Annotated in this window: 16 protein-coding genes and 1 riboswitch; of the genes, 12 read left to right on the top strand and 4 right to left on the bottom strand. The window is 74.5% G+C overall.

The features are described from left to right. The first annotated feature begins 58 nt into the window (after positions 1-58). The 7 genes from AC1DT4_RS12920 (at position 59) to AC1DT4_RS12890 (ending at position 7,153) form a co-directional block, all read left to right on the top strand. Positions 59-1,162: an LLM class flavin-dependent oxidoreductase gene (locus tag AC1DT4_RS12920; protein ID WP_477090197.1), complete on the top strand. Its 1,104-nt coding sequence runs from the start codon at positions 59-61 to the stop codon at positions 1,160-1,162. Between the two features lies 1 nt (position 1,163). Continuing rightward, entirely contained in the window at positions 1,164-1,778 is a 615-nt protein-coding gene (locus AC1DT4_RS12915) for a GNAT family N-acetyltransferase (RefSeq protein WP_477090196.1), read from the top strand. Positions 1,779-1,780: 2 nt separating this feature from the next. After that, positions 1,781-2,827: an amino acid ABC transporter permease gene (locus tag AC1DT4_RS12910; protein WP_477090195.1), complete on the top strand. Its 1,047-nt coding sequence runs from the start codon at positions 1,781-1,783 to the stop codon at positions 2,825-2,827. Beyond that, positions 2,827-3,597, top strand: a complete 771-nt coding sequence (locus AC1DT4_RS12905) for an amino acid ABC transporter ATP-binding protein (protein WP_477090194.1) — start codon at positions 2,827-2,829, stop codon at positions 3,595-3,597. The genes AC1DT4_RS12910 and AC1DT4_RS12905 overlap by 1 nt, the downstream gene beginning before the upstream one ends. Before the next feature lie 106 nt (positions 3,598-3,703). Further along, positions 3,704-4,678 carry an ABC transporter substrate-binding protein gene (locus tag AC1DT4_RS12900; protein WP_477090193.1) on the top strand — a complete coding sequence of 325 codons (975 nt, stop codon included), beginning with the start codon at positions 3,704-3,706 and terminating at the stop codon, positions 4,676-4,678. 148 nt (positions 4,679-4,826) lie between these two features. Then, a complete protein-coding gene (locus tag AC1DT4_RS12895; protein WP_477090192.1) occupies positions 4,827-5,897 on the top strand; it encodes an FAD-dependent oxidoreductase in 1,071 nt (356 codons plus the stop codon). Next, complete coding sequence (locus AC1DT4_RS12890; RefSeq protein WP_477090191.1) at positions 5,894-7,153, top strand: LLM class flavin-dependent oxidoreductase; 1,260 nt, start codon at positions 5,894-5,896, stop codon at positions 7,151-7,153. Before AC1DT4_RS12895 ends, AC1DT4_RS12890 begins: the two co-directional genes overlap by 4 nt. Before the next feature lie 263 nt (positions 7,154-7,416). Here AC1DT4_RS12890 and AC1DT4_RS12885 read toward each other — a convergent pair whose 3' ends face one another. Both AC1DT4_RS12885 and AC1DT4_RS12880 read right to left on the bottom strand, forming a co-directional pair. Next, the gene (locus AC1DT4_RS12885; protein ID WP_477090190.1) at positions 7,417-7,962 is read right to left on the bottom strand and encodes a flavin reductase family protein; all 546 of its coding nucleotides are present in this window, start codon (positions 7,960-7,962) and stop codon (positions 7,417-7,419) included. Continuing rightward, positions 7,959-8,486 carry an NADPH-dependent FMN reductase gene (locus AC1DT4_RS12880; RefSeq protein ID WP_477090189.1) on the bottom strand — a complete coding sequence of 176 codons (528 nt, stop codon included), beginning with the start codon at positions 8,484-8,486 and terminating at the stop codon, positions 7,959-7,961. Before AC1DT4_RS12880 ends, AC1DT4_RS12885 begins: the two co-directional genes overlap by 4 nt. A gap of 16 nt (positions 8,487-8,502) precedes the next feature. After that, positions 8,503-8,611: riboswitch (SAM riboswitch) on the bottom strand. Between the two features lie 166 nt (positions 8,612-8,777). Between AC1DT4_RS12880 and AC1DT4_RS12875 the strand changes: the two genes are divergently transcribed. From AC1DT4_RS12875 to AC1DT4_RS12855, 5 genes are all read left to right on the top strand, one after another. Then, a complete protein-coding gene (locus AC1DT4_RS12875) occupies positions 8,778-9,170 on the top strand; it encodes a YciI family protein (RefSeq protein WP_477090188.1) in 393 nt (130 codons plus the stop codon). Beyond that, a complete protein-coding gene (locus AC1DT4_RS12870) occupies positions 9,151-10,398 on the top strand; it encodes an RNA polymerase sigma factor (RefSeq protein ID WP_477090187.1) in 1,248 nt (415 codons plus the stop codon). Before AC1DT4_RS12875 ends, AC1DT4_RS12870 begins: the two co-directional genes overlap by 20 nt. Continuing rightward, on the top strand, positions 10,395-11,189 hold the full coding sequence (locus tag AC1DT4_RS12865) for a tyrosine-protein phosphatase (protein WP_477090186.1): 795 nt from the start codon (positions 10,395-10,397) through the stop codon (positions 11,187-11,189). Before AC1DT4_RS12870 ends, AC1DT4_RS12865 begins: the two co-directional genes overlap by 4 nt. Before the next feature lie 130 nt (positions 11,190-11,319). Beyond that, complete coding sequence (locus tag AC1DT4_RS12860) at positions 11,320-13,209, top strand: AAA family ATPase (RefSeq protein WP_477090185.1); 1,890 nt, start codon at positions 11,320-11,322, stop codon at positions 13,207-13,209. A gap of 10 nt (positions 13,210-13,219) precedes the next feature. Beyond that, entirely contained in the window at positions 13,220-14,152 is a 933-nt protein-coding gene (locus AC1DT4_RS12855; RefSeq protein WP_477090184.1) for an Fpg/Nei family DNA glycosylase, read from the top strand. A gap of 3 nt (positions 14,153-14,155) precedes the next feature. Here AC1DT4_RS12855 and AC1DT4_RS12850 read toward each other — a convergent pair whose 3' ends face one another. Next, on the bottom strand, positions 14,156-14,974 hold the full coding sequence (locus AC1DT4_RS12850; RefSeq protein WP_477090183.1) for a hypothetical protein: 819 nt from the start codon (positions 14,972-14,974) through the stop codon (positions 14,156-14,158). Further along, positions 14,971-15,522, bottom strand: coding sequence for a DUF1684 domain-containing protein (locus AC1DT4_RS12845; RefSeq protein ID WP_477090214.1), 552 nt, complete (start codon positions 15,520-15,522; stop codon positions 14,971-14,973). The genes AC1DT4_RS12850 and AC1DT4_RS12845 overlap by 4 nt, the downstream gene beginning before the upstream one ends. Positions 15,523-15,584 lie beyond the last annotated feature (62 nt).

Raw genomic sequence — 15,584 nt, 5'->3', positions numbered from 1 at the left:
CGACGCGCCCGGCGCTCGGCGAGGCGCGCCCTGAACCAGCACCCCGAACGGATCACCCATGTCCCGTCACGCCCATCTCGGCATCGATCTCAGCGACACCGGCGCCCACGCCGCCGCCTGGCGCGACCACGGCTCGCAGGGCCAGCGGCTGTTCGACGCCGCCCGCCTGCTCGAGCTGGTGGCCGTCGCCCAGCGCGGAGCGCTCGACTTCGTGGTCTTCGACGACGACTTCGCGCTGCGTCCCAGCCGGAACACCACCCTGCAGGGCCGGCTCGACGCGGCGCTCGTCGCGGCCCGGCTCGCGCCCCGCACGTCCGGCATCGGGCTCGTGTCCACCGTCGGCACCACCCACACCGCGCCGGCCCACGTGGCGAAGGCGATCGCGACCATCGACCAGGTGAGCGACGGCCGCGCCGGCTGGCAGATCGGCTGGGACACGCGGATCGACGACGTGCCGACGGCCGGCCCGCGGTCTGTCGCGGTCGAGCAGTCGGCGGTCGCGGCTGCGTCGGAGGCGGCCGGGGTGGTCGGGCGGCACTGGGACCGTGGCGACGACGCGGTCGCACCGTCGGCGCGGCCCCGGTTCGTCGCGCACGACKGGGTGCACTTCGCGCCGAAGCCCGCCGCCGCCGCGTCGCGCCCGCCGCAGGGGCGTCCGCCGGTCGTCGTGCGGGCCGGCACGGCCGCCTCGCTCGAGCTCGCCGGGCGGCACGCGGACGTCGTGCGGGTCCGGGCGACGGGTCCCGACGAGGCCGCGCAGGCGCGGGTGCGCGTGCTGGCCGCCGTCGCCGCGGCCGGCCGGGACCCGCGGGACGTCCGGGTGCTGGTGGACGCCCACCTCGTCGTCGGACCGGACCGGGCGAGCGCCCAGGCCCGGCACGAGCTGCTCGCCGACCTCGACGGCGTCGACACCGGCACCCTGTCGTTCGTCGGCACCACCGCGGGCTTCGCGGAGCTGGTCTCCACCTGGGTGGACGACGAGATCGCCGACGGGTTCGTCGTGCGTCCGGCGTCGGTGCACACCGACCTGCCGGCCCTCGTCGACGGCGTCGTGCCCCTGCTGCGTGCGGCCGACCGCTTCCGCGCCGCCTACCCGGGCACCACGCTGCGCGACACGCTGGGCCTCCCGCTCGCCGCCGCCCGCTACGCCGCGACGGCCTGACATGACGACGACCGCTGCCAGGACGGAGCTCACCGTCGGCTCGTTCGGCCTGCTCGACGACGAGGTCCGGCCCCTGCTGGACGAGCTCGCGCACGAGTACTCGTCGCGCTACGGAGACCACTTCGGCGTCGACGCCCTGCGCCAGGAGCTCGAGCGCTACCCGGCCCACCAGTTCGCGGCGCCCGACGGAGACCTGATCCTCCTGCTCGAGGACGGCGTGGCCGTCGCCGGCGGCGCGTACCGGCTGCGCGCCGAGCCCGAGCTGGGGGACGCCGCCCGGCTGACCCGTCCCGGGACGCGCGACGCCGACGGGCTGCCGACCGTGCGGACCGCCGAGTACAAGCGGATCTGGACCAGCTCGGCGCACCGCCGTCGCGGGCTCTCGCGCCGGGTGCTCGCCGAGCTCGAGGCCCGCGCGGTGGCCGCCGGCTACCAGCGGCTCTACCTCACCACCGGGCCGCGCCAGCCCGAGGCCGCCGCGCTCTACCTCGCGACCGGCTTCACGCCCCTGTTCGACACCACCGCGGAGCCGGAGGACATCGGGCCGCTCGCGTTCGAGAAGTGGCTCTGTACGGACCCGCCCCCGTCCCGTCCGTCTCCCACCTCCCCGGAGTGACCGTGTCCACCGCCTATCTGCACCAGGACGAGTCCCTCGTCCTGTCCCCCCCACCCGTCCGCGAACCTGCCGACGAGCCCCGCGTCGTCGCGGCCCGCCACCCCGGCCGCTGGATCGCCACGGCCGTCGTGGCCGTCCTGGTCGCGATGGTCATCAGCTCGCTGGTGACCAACCCCCGCTGGGAGTGGTCCGTCGTCTGGCAGTACCTCACCTGGCCGTCCGTGCTCGACGGCCTCTGGGGCACGCTGCGGCTGACCGCCGCCTCGGCCGTGGTCGGGTTCGGGCTGGGCGCCGTGCTCGCGCTCATGCGGCTGTCCCGCTCCCCCCTGCTGCGGTCGGTGTCGTGGGCCTACATCTGGGTGTTCCGGTCCGTGCCGCTGATCCTGCAGCTGCTGCTCTGGTACAACCTCGCGTACCTGTACCCGACCCTCACGCTCGGGGTGCCGTTCGGGCCCTCGTTCGTCGGGTTCGACACGCTCGACGTCATCGACAAGTTCGGCGCCGCGGTGCTCGGGCTCGGGCTGTCGCAGGCCGCGTACGCGGCCGAGATCGTCCGCGGAGGCATCCTCGGCGTCGACCAGGGCCAGCACGAGGCGGCCGCCGCGCTCGGGCTGCCGCGGTCCCGCCAGCAGCGCCGGATCATCCTGCCGCAGGCCATGCGCACCATCGTGCCGACGGCCGTGAACGAGATCATCGGCCTGGTCAAGGGCACCTCGGTGGTCTACGTGCTGGCGTACGGCGAGCTGTTCTACATCGTCGGCGTCATCTACGGCCGCAACCAGCGGGTGGTGCCGCTGCTCATCGTCGCGGGCATCTGGTACCTCGTCGTCACCACCGTGATCACCGTCGTCCAGTACTACGTCGAGCGGCACTACGCGAAGGGCGCGCTGCGGCAGCTGCCGCCGACACCGCTGCAGCGGGCCCGCTGGAGCGTGGGGATCGGGTGGTCCCGGGTGAGCGGCCGGCCGCTGCCGAGCGACCTGCCACCGGGCTACGGGCGCCAGGCGCGCTCCGTCCTCGTCCGCACCAGCAGCGACGGGAGCCTCTGATGGCCGCCGCGGGACTCGTCGAGGTGCGGGGCGTGCACAAGGCCTACGGCACGCTCGAGGTGCTCGACGGAGTGGACCTGACGGTCCAGCCGGGCGAGGTCACCGTCATCCTCGGGCCGTCGGGGTCGGGCAAGTCGACGCTGCTGCGGGCCATCAACCACCTGGAGAAGGTCGACCGCGGGTCCATCTCCGTGGACGGCGACCTCATCGGCTACCGGCGTCGTGCGGACGGCGCGCTGCAGGAGCTCAAGGAGAAGGACGTCCTCGCGCAGCGGACCCGCATCGGGTTCGTGTTCCAGAACTTCAACCTGTTCCCGCACCTCACCGCGCTGGAGAACGTGGTCGAGGCGCCGATCTCGGCGCAGAAGCGGCCGCGCGGCGAGGTCGAGGCCGAGGCGCGGGAGCTGCTCGCCCGGGTGGGGCTGTCGGACAAGGCCGACGCCTACCCGCGGCAGCTGTCCGGCGGTCAGCAGCAGCGCGTCGCGATCGCCCGGGCGCTCGCGGTCAAGCCGGCGGTCGTGCTCTTCGACGAGCCGACGTCCGCGCTCGACCCCGAGCTGGTCGGGGAGGTCCTCGACGTCATCCGGGACCTCGCGGCGACGGGCACCACGCTCATCGTCGTCACCCACGAGATCGGGTTCGCCCGCGAGGTCGCCACGAGCGTCGTGTTCATCGACGGCGGCCAGGTGCTCGAGCAGGGCACCCCGAAGCAGGTCCTGGACCACCCGCAGCACCCCCGCACCCGCGCCTTCCTCGACAAGGTGCTCTGACACCCCCAGTTCGTCGTCGCCCGCACCCTGCGGACGGCGTGCCGAGCGCGCCCCTGCGCTCCCGACCGAGAGAGAGATCCCCGTGACCACGACCTTCCGACGTGCTGTGAGCGCACTGGCCTTCGTGCCCCTGCTGGCGCTCGCCGCGTGCGCCGGACCGGCCTCCGCGGACACCGATGCCGCCGACGCCGCCTCCCCCGAGGCGAGCGCAGCCGGTCTCGAGATCAGCACCAGCCCCGACCAGGACCGGATCCGCACGACCAAGTCCGAGGACGCGATCGCGCTGCTGCCGGCCGACGTCAAGGAGTCGGGTGTCCTCAAGGTCTCGACGACGGCTGGCGGGCTGCCGCCGCTCGGCTTCCTCGCCGACGACGAGAAGACGCCGATCGGCAACGAGACCGACATCGCGCAGCTGGTGGCCGACGCCCTCGGGCTCAAGCTCGAGCTCGAGGTCAAGGCGTGGGCCGACTGGCCGCTCGCCCTGCAGTCCGGCGACGTCGACGCGGTGATCTCCAACGTCACGGTGACCGAGGAGCGCAAGGAGCTCTACGACTTCTCGTCGTACCGCAACGACCAGCTCGGCTGGCTGACCAGCGCGTCGAGCAAAGTGAAGGAGATCAAGGAGCCCAAGGACATCGCGGGCCTGACGGTGGGCGTCGGCTCCGGCACCAACCAGGAGAAGATCCTGCTGGCCTGGAACCAGGAGAACATCGACAAGGGCCTCGAGCCGATCAAGGGCGGCGAGCCGGAGTACTACGAGAACTACTCCGACGTGCTGCTGGCCGTGCAGTCCGGCCGGCTCGACACGTACGTCGGCCCGAACGCGAGCCTCGCGTACAGCGCGGCGACCGCGCCCGACCAGTTCAAGGTGGTCGGCACGCTCAACGGCGGCTGGCCGTTGACGGCGCAGATCGCCGTGGCCACGCTCAAGGGGTCCGACCTCGCACCGGCCGTGACGGCCGCCCTGCAGCACGCGTTCGACGACGGCACCTACGCCGAGGTCCTCGACCGCTGGGGCCTCTCGGCCGAGGCGATCGAGAAGCCGGAGACCAACCCGCCGGGTCTGCCCAAGACGAGCTGACCCCTCAGACCGGATGCCCCTGCAGTCCGCAGGGTCTCCGCGGTGGCCGGTCGGGGTCGGGGGACGCCCGGCCGGCCACCAGTTTTCGTCCCCCTGGCTGGAGGTACCCGTGCAGGTCGTCGATCACCTGGTCGTCGGAGGTGGCGTGATGGGCTCCGCCGCCGCGTGGCACCTCGCCGACCGCGGCCGCGACGTGCTGCTGCTCGAGCGGTTCGCGCCCGGGCACGTGTTCGGCGCCTCCCACGGGGCGTCGCGGATCTACCGGCAGACCTACGACCGGCCCGAGTACCTGGACCTCGCGGCCGAGGCGCTGGAGCTGTGGCGCGCGTTCCCCGGCGTGCTGACCCTGACCGGCGGCGTGAGCCACGGCGAGCCGTCGCCCGGGGTGCTCGACGCGTTCGTCGCGCGCGGTGTCCCGCACGAGCTGCTCACGCCCGGGGCCGCGCACGAGCGCTGGCCCGGCCTGCTGTTCGAGGGGACCGTGCTGCACGAGACGCAGACCGCAGGTCGGCTGAACGCCGACCTGGCCGTCGAGGCGCTGCAGTCCGCTGCCGCGTCGCTCGGCGCCGACGTCCGGCACGGGGTGCGGGTGCTGTCGGTGACGCCGGGGGCCGACGGCGTGCTCGTCGAGACGGCCGAGGGTGCCTGGCGCGCCCGGAGCGTCGTGCTGGCCGCCGGCGCGTGGACGTCCACGTTGCTCGGTGCCGAGGCGCCGCCGCTCGTCGTCACGCAGGAGCAGCCCGCGCACTTCGAGCTGCGGTCCGGGACGCCCGACGACTGGCCGAGCTTCACGCACCGGCCGCTGGGGGAGCACCCGTGGCCGAGCGGCACCTACGGGCTCGGCACGCCCGGCGAGGGCATCAAGGTCGGGTTCCACGCCGTCGGACCCGTGACCGACCCCGACCACCGCACGTTCACCGCCGAGCCCGCGCAGCTCGCGCTCCTCCAGGAGTACGCGGCCCGGTGGCTGCCCGGCGTCGACCCCACCGCGCCGCACCCCATCTCGTGCACGTACACCACGACCCCCGACCACGACTTCGTCCTGGACCGCCGCGGACCGCTGGTGGTAGCCGCCGGCTTCTCCGGCCACGGCTTCAAGTTCGCGCCCGCCATCGGTCGCGTGCTCGCCGACCTGGCCGAGGAGCGGGTCGACGACCCTGTGCGCGCGTCGCACGCCGCCTTCCACCTGTCCCGCCCCGCCCTGCAGGAGACCCGATGACCCGCCGTACCGTGCCCCTGTCCGTGCTCGACCTCGCCCCCGTGCCCGCCGGCAGCAGCGGCGCCCTCGCCCTGCGGTCTGCCGTCGAGCGCGCGCAGCTGGTCGAGCGGCTGGGGTACCGGCGCGTCTGGTTCGCCGAGCACCACCTGGCGCCGGGTGTGGCCTCCAGCGCGCCGGGCGTGCTCGCCGCGCTCGCGGCCTCGGCGACGTCGACCATCCGGGTCGGGTCCGCCGCCGTGCTGCTCGGCTCCACCAGCCCGGTCGTCGCGGCCGAGCAGTTCGGGACCGTCGCCGCGCTGCATCCCGGTCGCGTGGACCTCGGGCTGGGCCGGGCGTCGTTCCCGCCGCCGAGCAAGGGCGCCTCCGGTTCGGACGCGGCGCCGACGCCCGACGCGCCGGCCGCCGGTCCGGCGTCGGTCCCGGACGCGTCGGCCCCGACGACCGGTCGGGTGCCCGCGACATCGACGGAGGCACGCGTGGTCGACGGGCTGCTCGTGCCCGCCGCGCCGCCCTTCACGTTCGCCGACCCCGACCTCCGCGCGCGCTTCGTCGCGCAGCAGCAGTTCCTCTCCGCGGGCCGCACGCCGGGGCCGTTCCGGGACGAGCTGGCCACCGTCCTCGCGCTGCAGGCGGGGACCGCCCGCGCCGGCGAGCGGGCAGTCGCCAGCCCCGCGGTCGAGGGCTCGGAGCTCGACCTGTGGGTGCTCGCGTCCAGCGCGGGGGAGAGCGCGCGGGTGGCCGGTGAGCTCGGCCTGCCGCTCGCGGCGAACTACCACGTGAGCCCGGCGACCGTGCTGGAGACCGTCGCGGCGTACCGCGACGCCTTCACGCCCGGCGTGCTCGCGGCGCCGTACGTCGTCGTCTCGGCCGACGTGCTCGTCGCGGAGACGTCCTCCCGGGCGGCCGAGCTGGCCGACCCGTTCGCGGAGTGGGTGCTCTCGATCCGCAGCGGCGCGAGCGCGATCCCGTACCCGCGGCCGGGCAGGACGACGCCGTGGGAGCTCCGCGACGAGTCGGAGCGCGCGCTGCTGCGGGACCGGATCGACACGCGGCTGGTCGGCGACCCGGAGTCGGTGGCCCGCGGCCTGGACGCCCTGGTGCGCGCGACCGCCGCCGACGAGCTGCTCATCACCACGATCACGCACGACCCCGCGGACACGGCCCGCTCGTACGAGCTGCTCGCCCGCGCCTGGGGCCTCGGCGACGACGAGCTGGTCGGCGCCGGCGCCTCGTCCCGCACGACCTCGCGCGCCTGACCGAGACGGAGCCCGCGCTCGGTTCGCACGGACCACCCAGGCAGCCGAGCGACGCTGACGGGCTCGCAAGGGTGCGCCGGCGGGGTCGATGCAGGGATGGGTGCAGGACTCGTAGGCCCCAGGGCCACGGATGCTGCACCCATCCCTGAACCCATCGCGAGCGCTCCGGTGCGGGGAGGCGCGAGGGCGGGTCTGTGAAGGACGGTGCCGCGCGGCACGGCGCACACCCCGGCGCCGGGGCGCCGGGGTGTGCGGTCGGGTGCTCAGACGGCCGTGTGGTCGCCGATCCGGTGGTACGTGCGGTCGTGGTAGACGAGCGGGAGGGCGTCGTCGGCGATGCCGTGCTCCAGGGCCCGGACCGAGACGAGGTACGACCCGCCGACGGGCACCCGCTGCACGACGCGCCCGCGCAGCCAGGACACGGCCTCGTCGATGACGGGCTCGCCCGTCTCCAACGCGGTCCAGCCGCCGGCGGCGAACCGGTCGATGCCGCTGGTCGCGAACCGTGCCGACACGTCGTCCTGGGCGGCGGACAGGAAGCTGATCGCCAGGGTGCGCGCTCGGGACAGGGCGGGCCACGACGAGGACGTCGACGCCAGCGAGAACGCGAGCAGGGGCGGCTCGGCCGAGACGGAGATGACCGAGGTGGCCGTGAACCCGACGGGCCGCGCCTCGTCGTCGAGCAGGGTGACGACGGCGACGCCGGCGGGGTGCCGGCGGAACACGTCCTTGTAGGCCTGGGGGCTCAGCTGCGGCTCGTCCTGCTCCGCGAGGTCGGCGTCGAGCACGCGGAGGATCTCGGCGGTCATGCGGACACGACGGCCGGGTCGAGGGCGGCGCGCAGGGGAGCGAACGCGCGCTCGAGCCAGCGGTCGATCGCCGGGTCCAGGTCCGCGAGGTCGGCCTCCGTGAGGGCGAGCGCGCGGGTGGGGACGGTGGCCCCGAGCTCGACGAGCAGCGGTCGCAGGTGCACCTCGCCGGCGAGCAGGTGCGCCGGACCGCCCGAGACCACGAGCGGCACGGCGACCACGCCGGCCAGGCCGTCGGGGCCGTAGAGGTCGAGGAACGACTTGAGCAGCCCGGTGTAGGTCGCCTTGTACACGGGCGTGGCGACGACGAGCAGGCGCGCGGACGCGACCGTCGCGAGCGCGGGGTCGAGGAGCGAGCGGTCGGCCGTGAAGAGCTGGTGGCCGATCGTGGCGAGGTCGACCGTCGTGACGTCCGCGCCCTCGGCGAGCCGGTCCGCCACCTGCACGGCGGTGGCCAGGGTGCGCGACCCCGGCCTCGGGTTGCCCACGAGGGCGACGACGGAGGGGGCAGGCTGGTGGACCACGGTGGAGCTCCTTCTCGCTGCACGCTTGCCGCACCGGTCGGTACGGCCGGGTCATCTCCCGGAGCACCCCGTCGTGGAGGGGTTGCTGACCAGCGAGCCGGGGCTTCGCGCTGGTGCTCGTGACCTGGGCGGAGTTGTAGCAACGGGCGGCGGCCCGGCAAGGGCTTCTCCGGAGAATCCCGAATGACGGACAGCGGCGGGAACCGCAAGGATGCGTGTCGAGAACGTGCGACCGGCTCCGACCAGTGGACGGGAGCCCGCTGGGGGCCACGAGATCAACGGGAGCGCACCGTGAAGTACCTGCTGATGATGAAGTACTACCTCGAGGGCGTCCCGTCGATCGACACCTGGGCGCCCGAGGACGTCCGGCGACACATCCAGTTCCAGCACGACCTGGGCGCCGAGCTGGTGGCCGCCGGCGAGCTCGTCGACGGCCAGGGGCTGGCGTGGCCGGACACCGCGAAGTTCGTGCGGTCGGACGGCGTGTCCGCCCCCGAGGTGGTCGACGGCCCGTTCGCCGAGTCGAAGGAGTTCCTCGCGGGCTACTGGCTGGTCGACGTGGAGGACGAGGCCCGGGCCATCGCGATCGCCGCGCAGGCGTCGGCCGCCCCGGGGCCGGGCGGCGTGCCGCTGCGGCAGGAGTTCGAGGTCCGCGCCCTGATGAATGCGCCGGACCCTGACTGACCCGCCCGCCCCGACCGTGGACGACCTGCTGCGCGCGCTCGCGCCGCAGGTCCTCGGCGTGCTGGTCCGGCGGTCCGGGGACCTCGCGGATGCCGAGGACGCCCTGCAGGAGGCGCTGCTGGCCGCCACCACCCAGTGGCCCGAGCGCGGCGTGCCCGACAACCCGCACGCGTGGCTCGTCGTGGTCGGCAACAACAAGCTGGTGGACCGCTACCGCAGCGAGGACGCCCGGCGGCGGCGCGAGGAGCTCGTCGCCACCATGGACCTGGCGGGCGGCGCGCTCCAGGCCGACGACTCGCTGCTCCTGCTCTTCGGCTGCTGCCACCCCGCGCTCAGCGCTCCGTCGGCGATCGCCCTCACGCTGCGCTCGGTCGGCGGGCTGACCACGGCCGAGATCGCGCGGGCGTTCGTGGTGCCGGAGCCGACGATGGCCCAGCGGCTCAGCCGGGCGCGCCGGACGCTGCGGGAGCTGGCCGGCCCGTTCCGGATGCCGTCGGCGGACGACTATCCCGCGCGGCTGCGGGCCGTGCTCCGCGTCCTGTACCTGATGTTCAACGAGGGCTACGCCAGCAGCACGGGGACGGCGGTCGCCCGCGCCGACCTGGCCGTCGAGGCGCTGCGGCTGACCCGTGACCTGCACGCGAGCCTCCCCGACGACGCCGAGGTGGCCGGCCTGCTCGCGCTCGTGCTCCTCACCGACGCCCGCCGCCCCGCGCGCACCGGCCCGCACGGCGAGCTCGTCGCGCTCCCGGACCAGGACCGGAGCCGGTGGGACCGCGCGATGATCGACGAGGGCGTGGCGCTGGTCGAGGGGGCCTTGGCGCGCGGCACGGTCGGCGAGTACCAGCTGCAGGCCGCGATCGCGGCGGTGCACGACGAGGCGCCGACCGCCGACGAGACCGACTGGCCCCAGCTGCTGGCCCTGTACGGCCTGCTCGAGCGCATGACCGGCAACCCGATGGTGACCCTGAACCGGGCGGTCGCCCTGGCGATGGTCCACGGCCCGGAGGCCGGCCTCGCGCTGCTGGACCAGCTCGACGGGCCGCTCGCGGGTCACCACCGCCTCGCCGCGGTGCGCGGTCACCTGCTCGAGCGGGCGGGCCGGCCGGACGAGGCCGCCGAGCAGCTGCTCGCGGCGTCCCGGGGGACCACGAGCCTGGCGGAGCGGGACTACCTGCGGCTGCAGGTGGCGCGCCTGCGGCACGCTCCGGCAGGCTGCTCGTCGTGACCATCGACGCGCACATCCTGCTCTCGCCCGCCGTGACCAACCTGCGCGACATCGGCGGGCGTCCGACCGCCGACGGCGGCACGGTCGCGACGGGGGTGGCCTACCGGTCGGCCGAGCTCGCGGACACCGCGGTCGCGACGGACCCGTCGCTGGCGAGTCTTGCGATCCGCACCGTGGTCGACCTCCGCACGCAGGACGAGCGGTCGGGTCGGCCGGACCAGCTGCCCGCGGGGGCGACGCTGCTCGTGCTCGACGCGCTCGCGGACCTGCCGAGCGGTGCGGCCGCCCAGCTGCCGGAGCTGCTGGGCGGCGGCGGCTTCGACGCGCTGGCCCAGCTCGACCTCGCCGGGCAGATGGTCGCCGTCTACCGGCACCTCGTCGTCGGCGACACCGCCAGGACCGCGTACGCGGCGTTCGTGCGGACGGTCGTCGACCCCACCCGCACGCCCGTGCTCTTCCACTGCACCGCGGGCAAGGACCGCACCGGGTGGGCCGCGACGATCCTGCTGCTCGCGGCGGGCGTCGACGAGGCGGGCGCGATGGACGAGTTCCTCGCGGTCAACCCGGCGGTCCGAGAGACGTTCGCGCCGCTCCTGCAGCAGCTGGCGTCGGCCGGCGGCGACCCCGAGCTCCTGCGGCCGCTGCTGGAGGTGCGCGCGGAGTACCTGCAGGCCGCGCTCGACCAGCTGCACGAGCGGTTCGGGACGTTCGACGCCTACCTGCGCGACGGGCTCGGGCTGGGCGACGTGGAGGTCGAGACCCTCCGCAGGACGCTGCGCTCGGACGGGTGAGCGTTGGACCGTTCGGGTGGTCCGATATGTCCGATCTTGCCGACTCACCCGGTCGGGCCCACGATGGCCAGATCGCACCTCCCGCGACGCAGCGTCGTCTGATCCCAGGCGCCGAGGGAAAGGCACGCCTGTGGCCGACGAGATCATCTCCCCCATCCGACGGGGCGCGCACGACATCGCACGGGAGCGGGACCGGATCCGTCGCCGGCGCGTCTACCGGATGGCCGCGGTCCTGTTCGCCCTCCAGGCGTACGTGATCATCACGGCCTTCATGAACCGGCCGCTCGTGCCGCCGATGCCGACCATCGACCCGCTGGTCCTGGTCCCGGTGCTGTTCTTCGCGGCGCTGCTGCTCCTGCTCGTCGGGACCCAGATGGGGTCCGCCCGGTCGCCGCACGTGGTGTACAGGCCCGAGCAGGTGGACGTCCGGCTCGACGACGTCATCGGCATCGACCCCGTCAAGGAGGACGTGCGCCGGTCGATCGACCTCTTCCAGACCCACCGCCAGTTCGCCGAGCAGATGGGCGGCACCCCGCGGCGCGGCCTGCTGTTCGAGGGGCTGCCCGGCACGGGCAAGACGATGACGGCCAAGGCGATGGCGGCCGAGGCAGGCGTCCCGTTCCTCTTCGTGTCGGCGACGTCGTTCCAGTCGATGTACTACGGCGCCACGGCGAAGAAGATCCGCGCGTACTTCAAGGCGCTGCGCAAGGCGGCCAGGACCGAGGGCGGCGCGATCGGGTTCATCGAGGAGATCGACGCCATCGCGATCCGCCGCGGCGGCATGGCGTCGGCGGCGACGGCCCTCAGCCCGTTCGACGCCTTCCCGATCCCGCGCACGGTGACCAACGCGGTGATCAGCGAGGGCACCGGCGGCGTGGTCAACGAGCTGCTGGTGCAGATGCAGTCGTTCGACGAGCCGACGTCGACCGACAAGCTCGTCAACTGGTTCCTGGCGCGCGCCAACCTGTTCCTGCCCGCGCACCGCCAGCTCATGCAGCGCAAGCCGGTCAAGGCGCCGATCCTGCTGATCGCCGCGACCAACCGCGCGGACTCGCTCGACCCCGCCCTGCTGCGGCCCGGCCGGTTCGACCGCCGCCTCACGTTCTCGACGCCGGACGCCGGGGGCCGGCGTGCGCTGGTCGACCACTTCCTGGCCAAGCGCTCCACCGACGTGGAGCTCGACGACGTCACGGTCCGGGACCGCATCGCCGCCGCCACGAACGGCTGGACGCCGGTCATGATCGAGCACCTGCTGGACGAGGCGCTGGTCAACGCGCTGCGGCGCGGGTCGCTGTCGATGTCGTTCGCGGACGTCGAGCACGCGCGCATCACCGAGATGGTCGGCATCGGCCAGCCCGTCCGGTACACCCACGCGGAGCAGGTGCTCATCGCCACGCACGAGGCCGGGCACGCGGTCACCGCCTGGCTCGCGGCTCCGAACCGGACGCTCGAGGTGCTGACGATCATCCGGCGCGGCGACGCGCTCGGCCTGCTCGCGCACACCGACTGCGAGGAGGTCTGGACCCACTCGCACTACGACCTGCGCGCTCTCGTCCAGATCGCGATGGGCGGCTGGGTGGCCGAGGAGCTCTTCTTCGGGCAGACCAGCACCGGGCCGGCCGGAGACCTGGCCTCGGCCACGCGCACCGCCGCGCAGATGGTCGGCGCGGCGGGCATGACCGGCTCCCTCATCTCGTTCGCGGCCACGCCGCACGACCTGGTATCCGCGGTCCTCAGCGACACCCAGGCGCGTGCGCAGCTGGAGGCCGTGCTCGACGACGCCCGCAGCACCGTGCGGCGGCTGCTCTCGCGGCACCGCCACCTGGTCGAGGCGCTCCGGGACGCGCTGCTCGAGCGCCACGAGCTGCTGGGCGACGAGATCACCGACGTGCTCGAGGCGGCCACGCGGGCGCAGCAGGAGATGCTCGAGCGCGAGGAGCACGAGAAGAGCGCGGCGGTCGCGGCCGGTGCCGCGGCGCAGGCGGCGGTCGCGGCGGCGGAGCGGCTGCGGGTGGCCTAGCCTTCGGGGCGTGCCCGAGGGTCATACCGTCCATCGCATCGCCCGCCAGCTGACCCAGGACCTGGTGGGTCGGCCGCTGGCCGTGAGCTCGCCGCAGGGCCGGTTCGCGGCCGGCGCGGCTCGGCTCGACGGCCAGGTCATGGTGTCCGCCGATGCCGTCGGCAAGCAGCTGTTCTGCACGTTCGAGCGCGGGGACGTGCTGCGCGTGCACCTCGGCCTCTACGGCGCGTGGGACTTCTACGGATCGCTCACGCCGCTGGAGCCCGGATCGTTCGCGCCCGGCAGCATGGGTGCACCCCGGCTGCGGCGCGCGGTCCGGATGGGCGAGGACGAGCGCGAGAGCCCCGCCGACGAGGGCGGCCTCGTCGCGACCTTCCCGCCCGACCCCGTCGGCCAGGTGCGCGTGCGGCTGGCGTCGGCCGAGACCGTCGCGGACCTGCGGGGGCCGTCGGCGTGCGAGGTGCTCGACCCGTCCGGCGCCGCCGCCGCGATCGAGCGGCTGGGACCCGACCCGGCGTCGACCGACGACCTGGCCGCGGCGGGCGAGGTCATGGTCGCTCGGCTGACCTCCCGGAACGTCGCCGTCGGCCAGCTGCTCATGGACCAGTCGGTGGTCGCCGGCATCGGCAACATCTACCGCGCCGAGCTGCTGTTCCGCGCGCGGCTCGACCCGCACACGCCCGGCCGCCGGGTCCCCGCCGAGGTGGCGCGCGCCCTGTGGGACGACTGGGCGGTGCTGCTGGCCGACGGGATCCGGACCGGCGTGATGATCACGCGCGAGGATCTCTCGGCGCAGGAGCGCGAGGCGGCGCTCACCGACCCGACGCTGCGGCACTGGGTCTACCACCGCACCGGCGAGCCGTGCCTGGTCAGCGGGAACCCGGTGGTGGTCGAGGAGATGGCCGTCCGCAAGCTCTACTGGTGCCCGACCTGCCAGGTGTGACCCTCAGTCGAGGCCGAGCAGCGACCGCCAGGCGCGGTGGTGCTCGACCGTGACGCCCTCGTAGCCGGGCAGCTGCTCGAACGCGGCGGCGACCCGGTCCGTCTCGCTCTCGAGGACCGCGGGCCCCTCGTCGACGAACGTGTACTGCGCGCCGCCCGCGACCTCGGCGGTGTCCGTCTCCACGCCGACGGTGAACGGCCGGCCCGCCGACGACGCCGCGACGACCGCGGGCGCCGCCAGCGAGATGATCCCGTCGGCGCCGCGGGCGTGGTCGCTGAACGCGACGACCCCGACCCGGCCCGCCCGCGCCAGGACGGCGTCGAGCAGCGTCCCGTCGCCCCACGCCTCGTGCGCGAGCCACCAGGGCGTGTCGACGCCGAGCGTCACGCCTGCCGGCAGTGCCGCGAGCACCGCGTCGAGGAGCTCGAGCCACTGCGTGCAGAGCCGCTCGCGGTCCGTCGCCCACGCCGCGGTCGCCCACGGTTCGACGTCGAGCTGGAGGCTGTCGCTCGGGCCGGACCTCAGCGCGGTCAGGGCCCAGGTCACCGCGAGCTGCGGCTGACCGAGCCAACCGGGGTCGCCACCCAGGGGACCGACGGCGACCCCCACGGCCTGCAGCGCGGCGGTGGCGGCGCGGAACCAGTCGCCCACCGGGCCCTCGTCGGCGGCCCACGGGGCGGACAGGAAGACCCGGTGCACGCCGCGCTCCTGGCAGAAGGCGACGAGCGCGGCCGGCTCGGCGGGGGCGTAGCCGCGGCCGCGGGCGTCGACCGAGGGCGGCACGGGGTTGTCCCAGGCCCACATCGACGTGAGCGCGCTCATGAGAAGACGCGCTCGCCGACGGGGACCTCGACGGCGACCGTGTTGGCACGGGTGGCCAGCGGGCAGGTCCACGCGGGGTCGTACGCGCAGGACGGGTTGTACGCGAAGTTGAGGTCGACCACGAGGCGGTCCCCGACCATGCCCAGGTCGGCGCCCTTGATGGTGTCGAGCAGGTAGCGCCCGCCGCCGTAGGTGTCGGGCGACGCATCCTTGACCGGCACGAAGAGGCCGCCCGCGTACGCGCGGATCACCCAGACCGCCAGGCTGCCGAGCTCGCCCACCTCGACCGTCCCGATCCGCTCGAACGGCACGACGCCGTCCGTGCCCGTGCCCACGTCGAGCCGCTGGTGCGTGGCCGGCAGCACCTCGCACTCGAACCGGTACGCGGGGTCGTAGTGCGGGACGGCGAGGCCCTCGAACGACGCCTTGGCGACGACGTCGAGCGGCGAGGCCGGGTGGTCGGCGAGCAGCTCGTCGCGCCGCTGCACCCAGACCCCGTGCGCGGCCTCCGGGTCCGAGGCGGCGAGCCGCCGGACGTCGGCGTACATCTGCGCGACCCGCCGGCGCCAGTCCGCGACCGCGAACGGCTCGTCGGCAGGGTGTCGGCCGG

The sequence above is a fragment of the Cellulomonas sp. P4_D11 genome (assembly GCF_056401915.1).
Note: the sequence above shows the minus strand (reverse complement) of the source record. Positions and strands in the feature narration are given on the sequence as shown.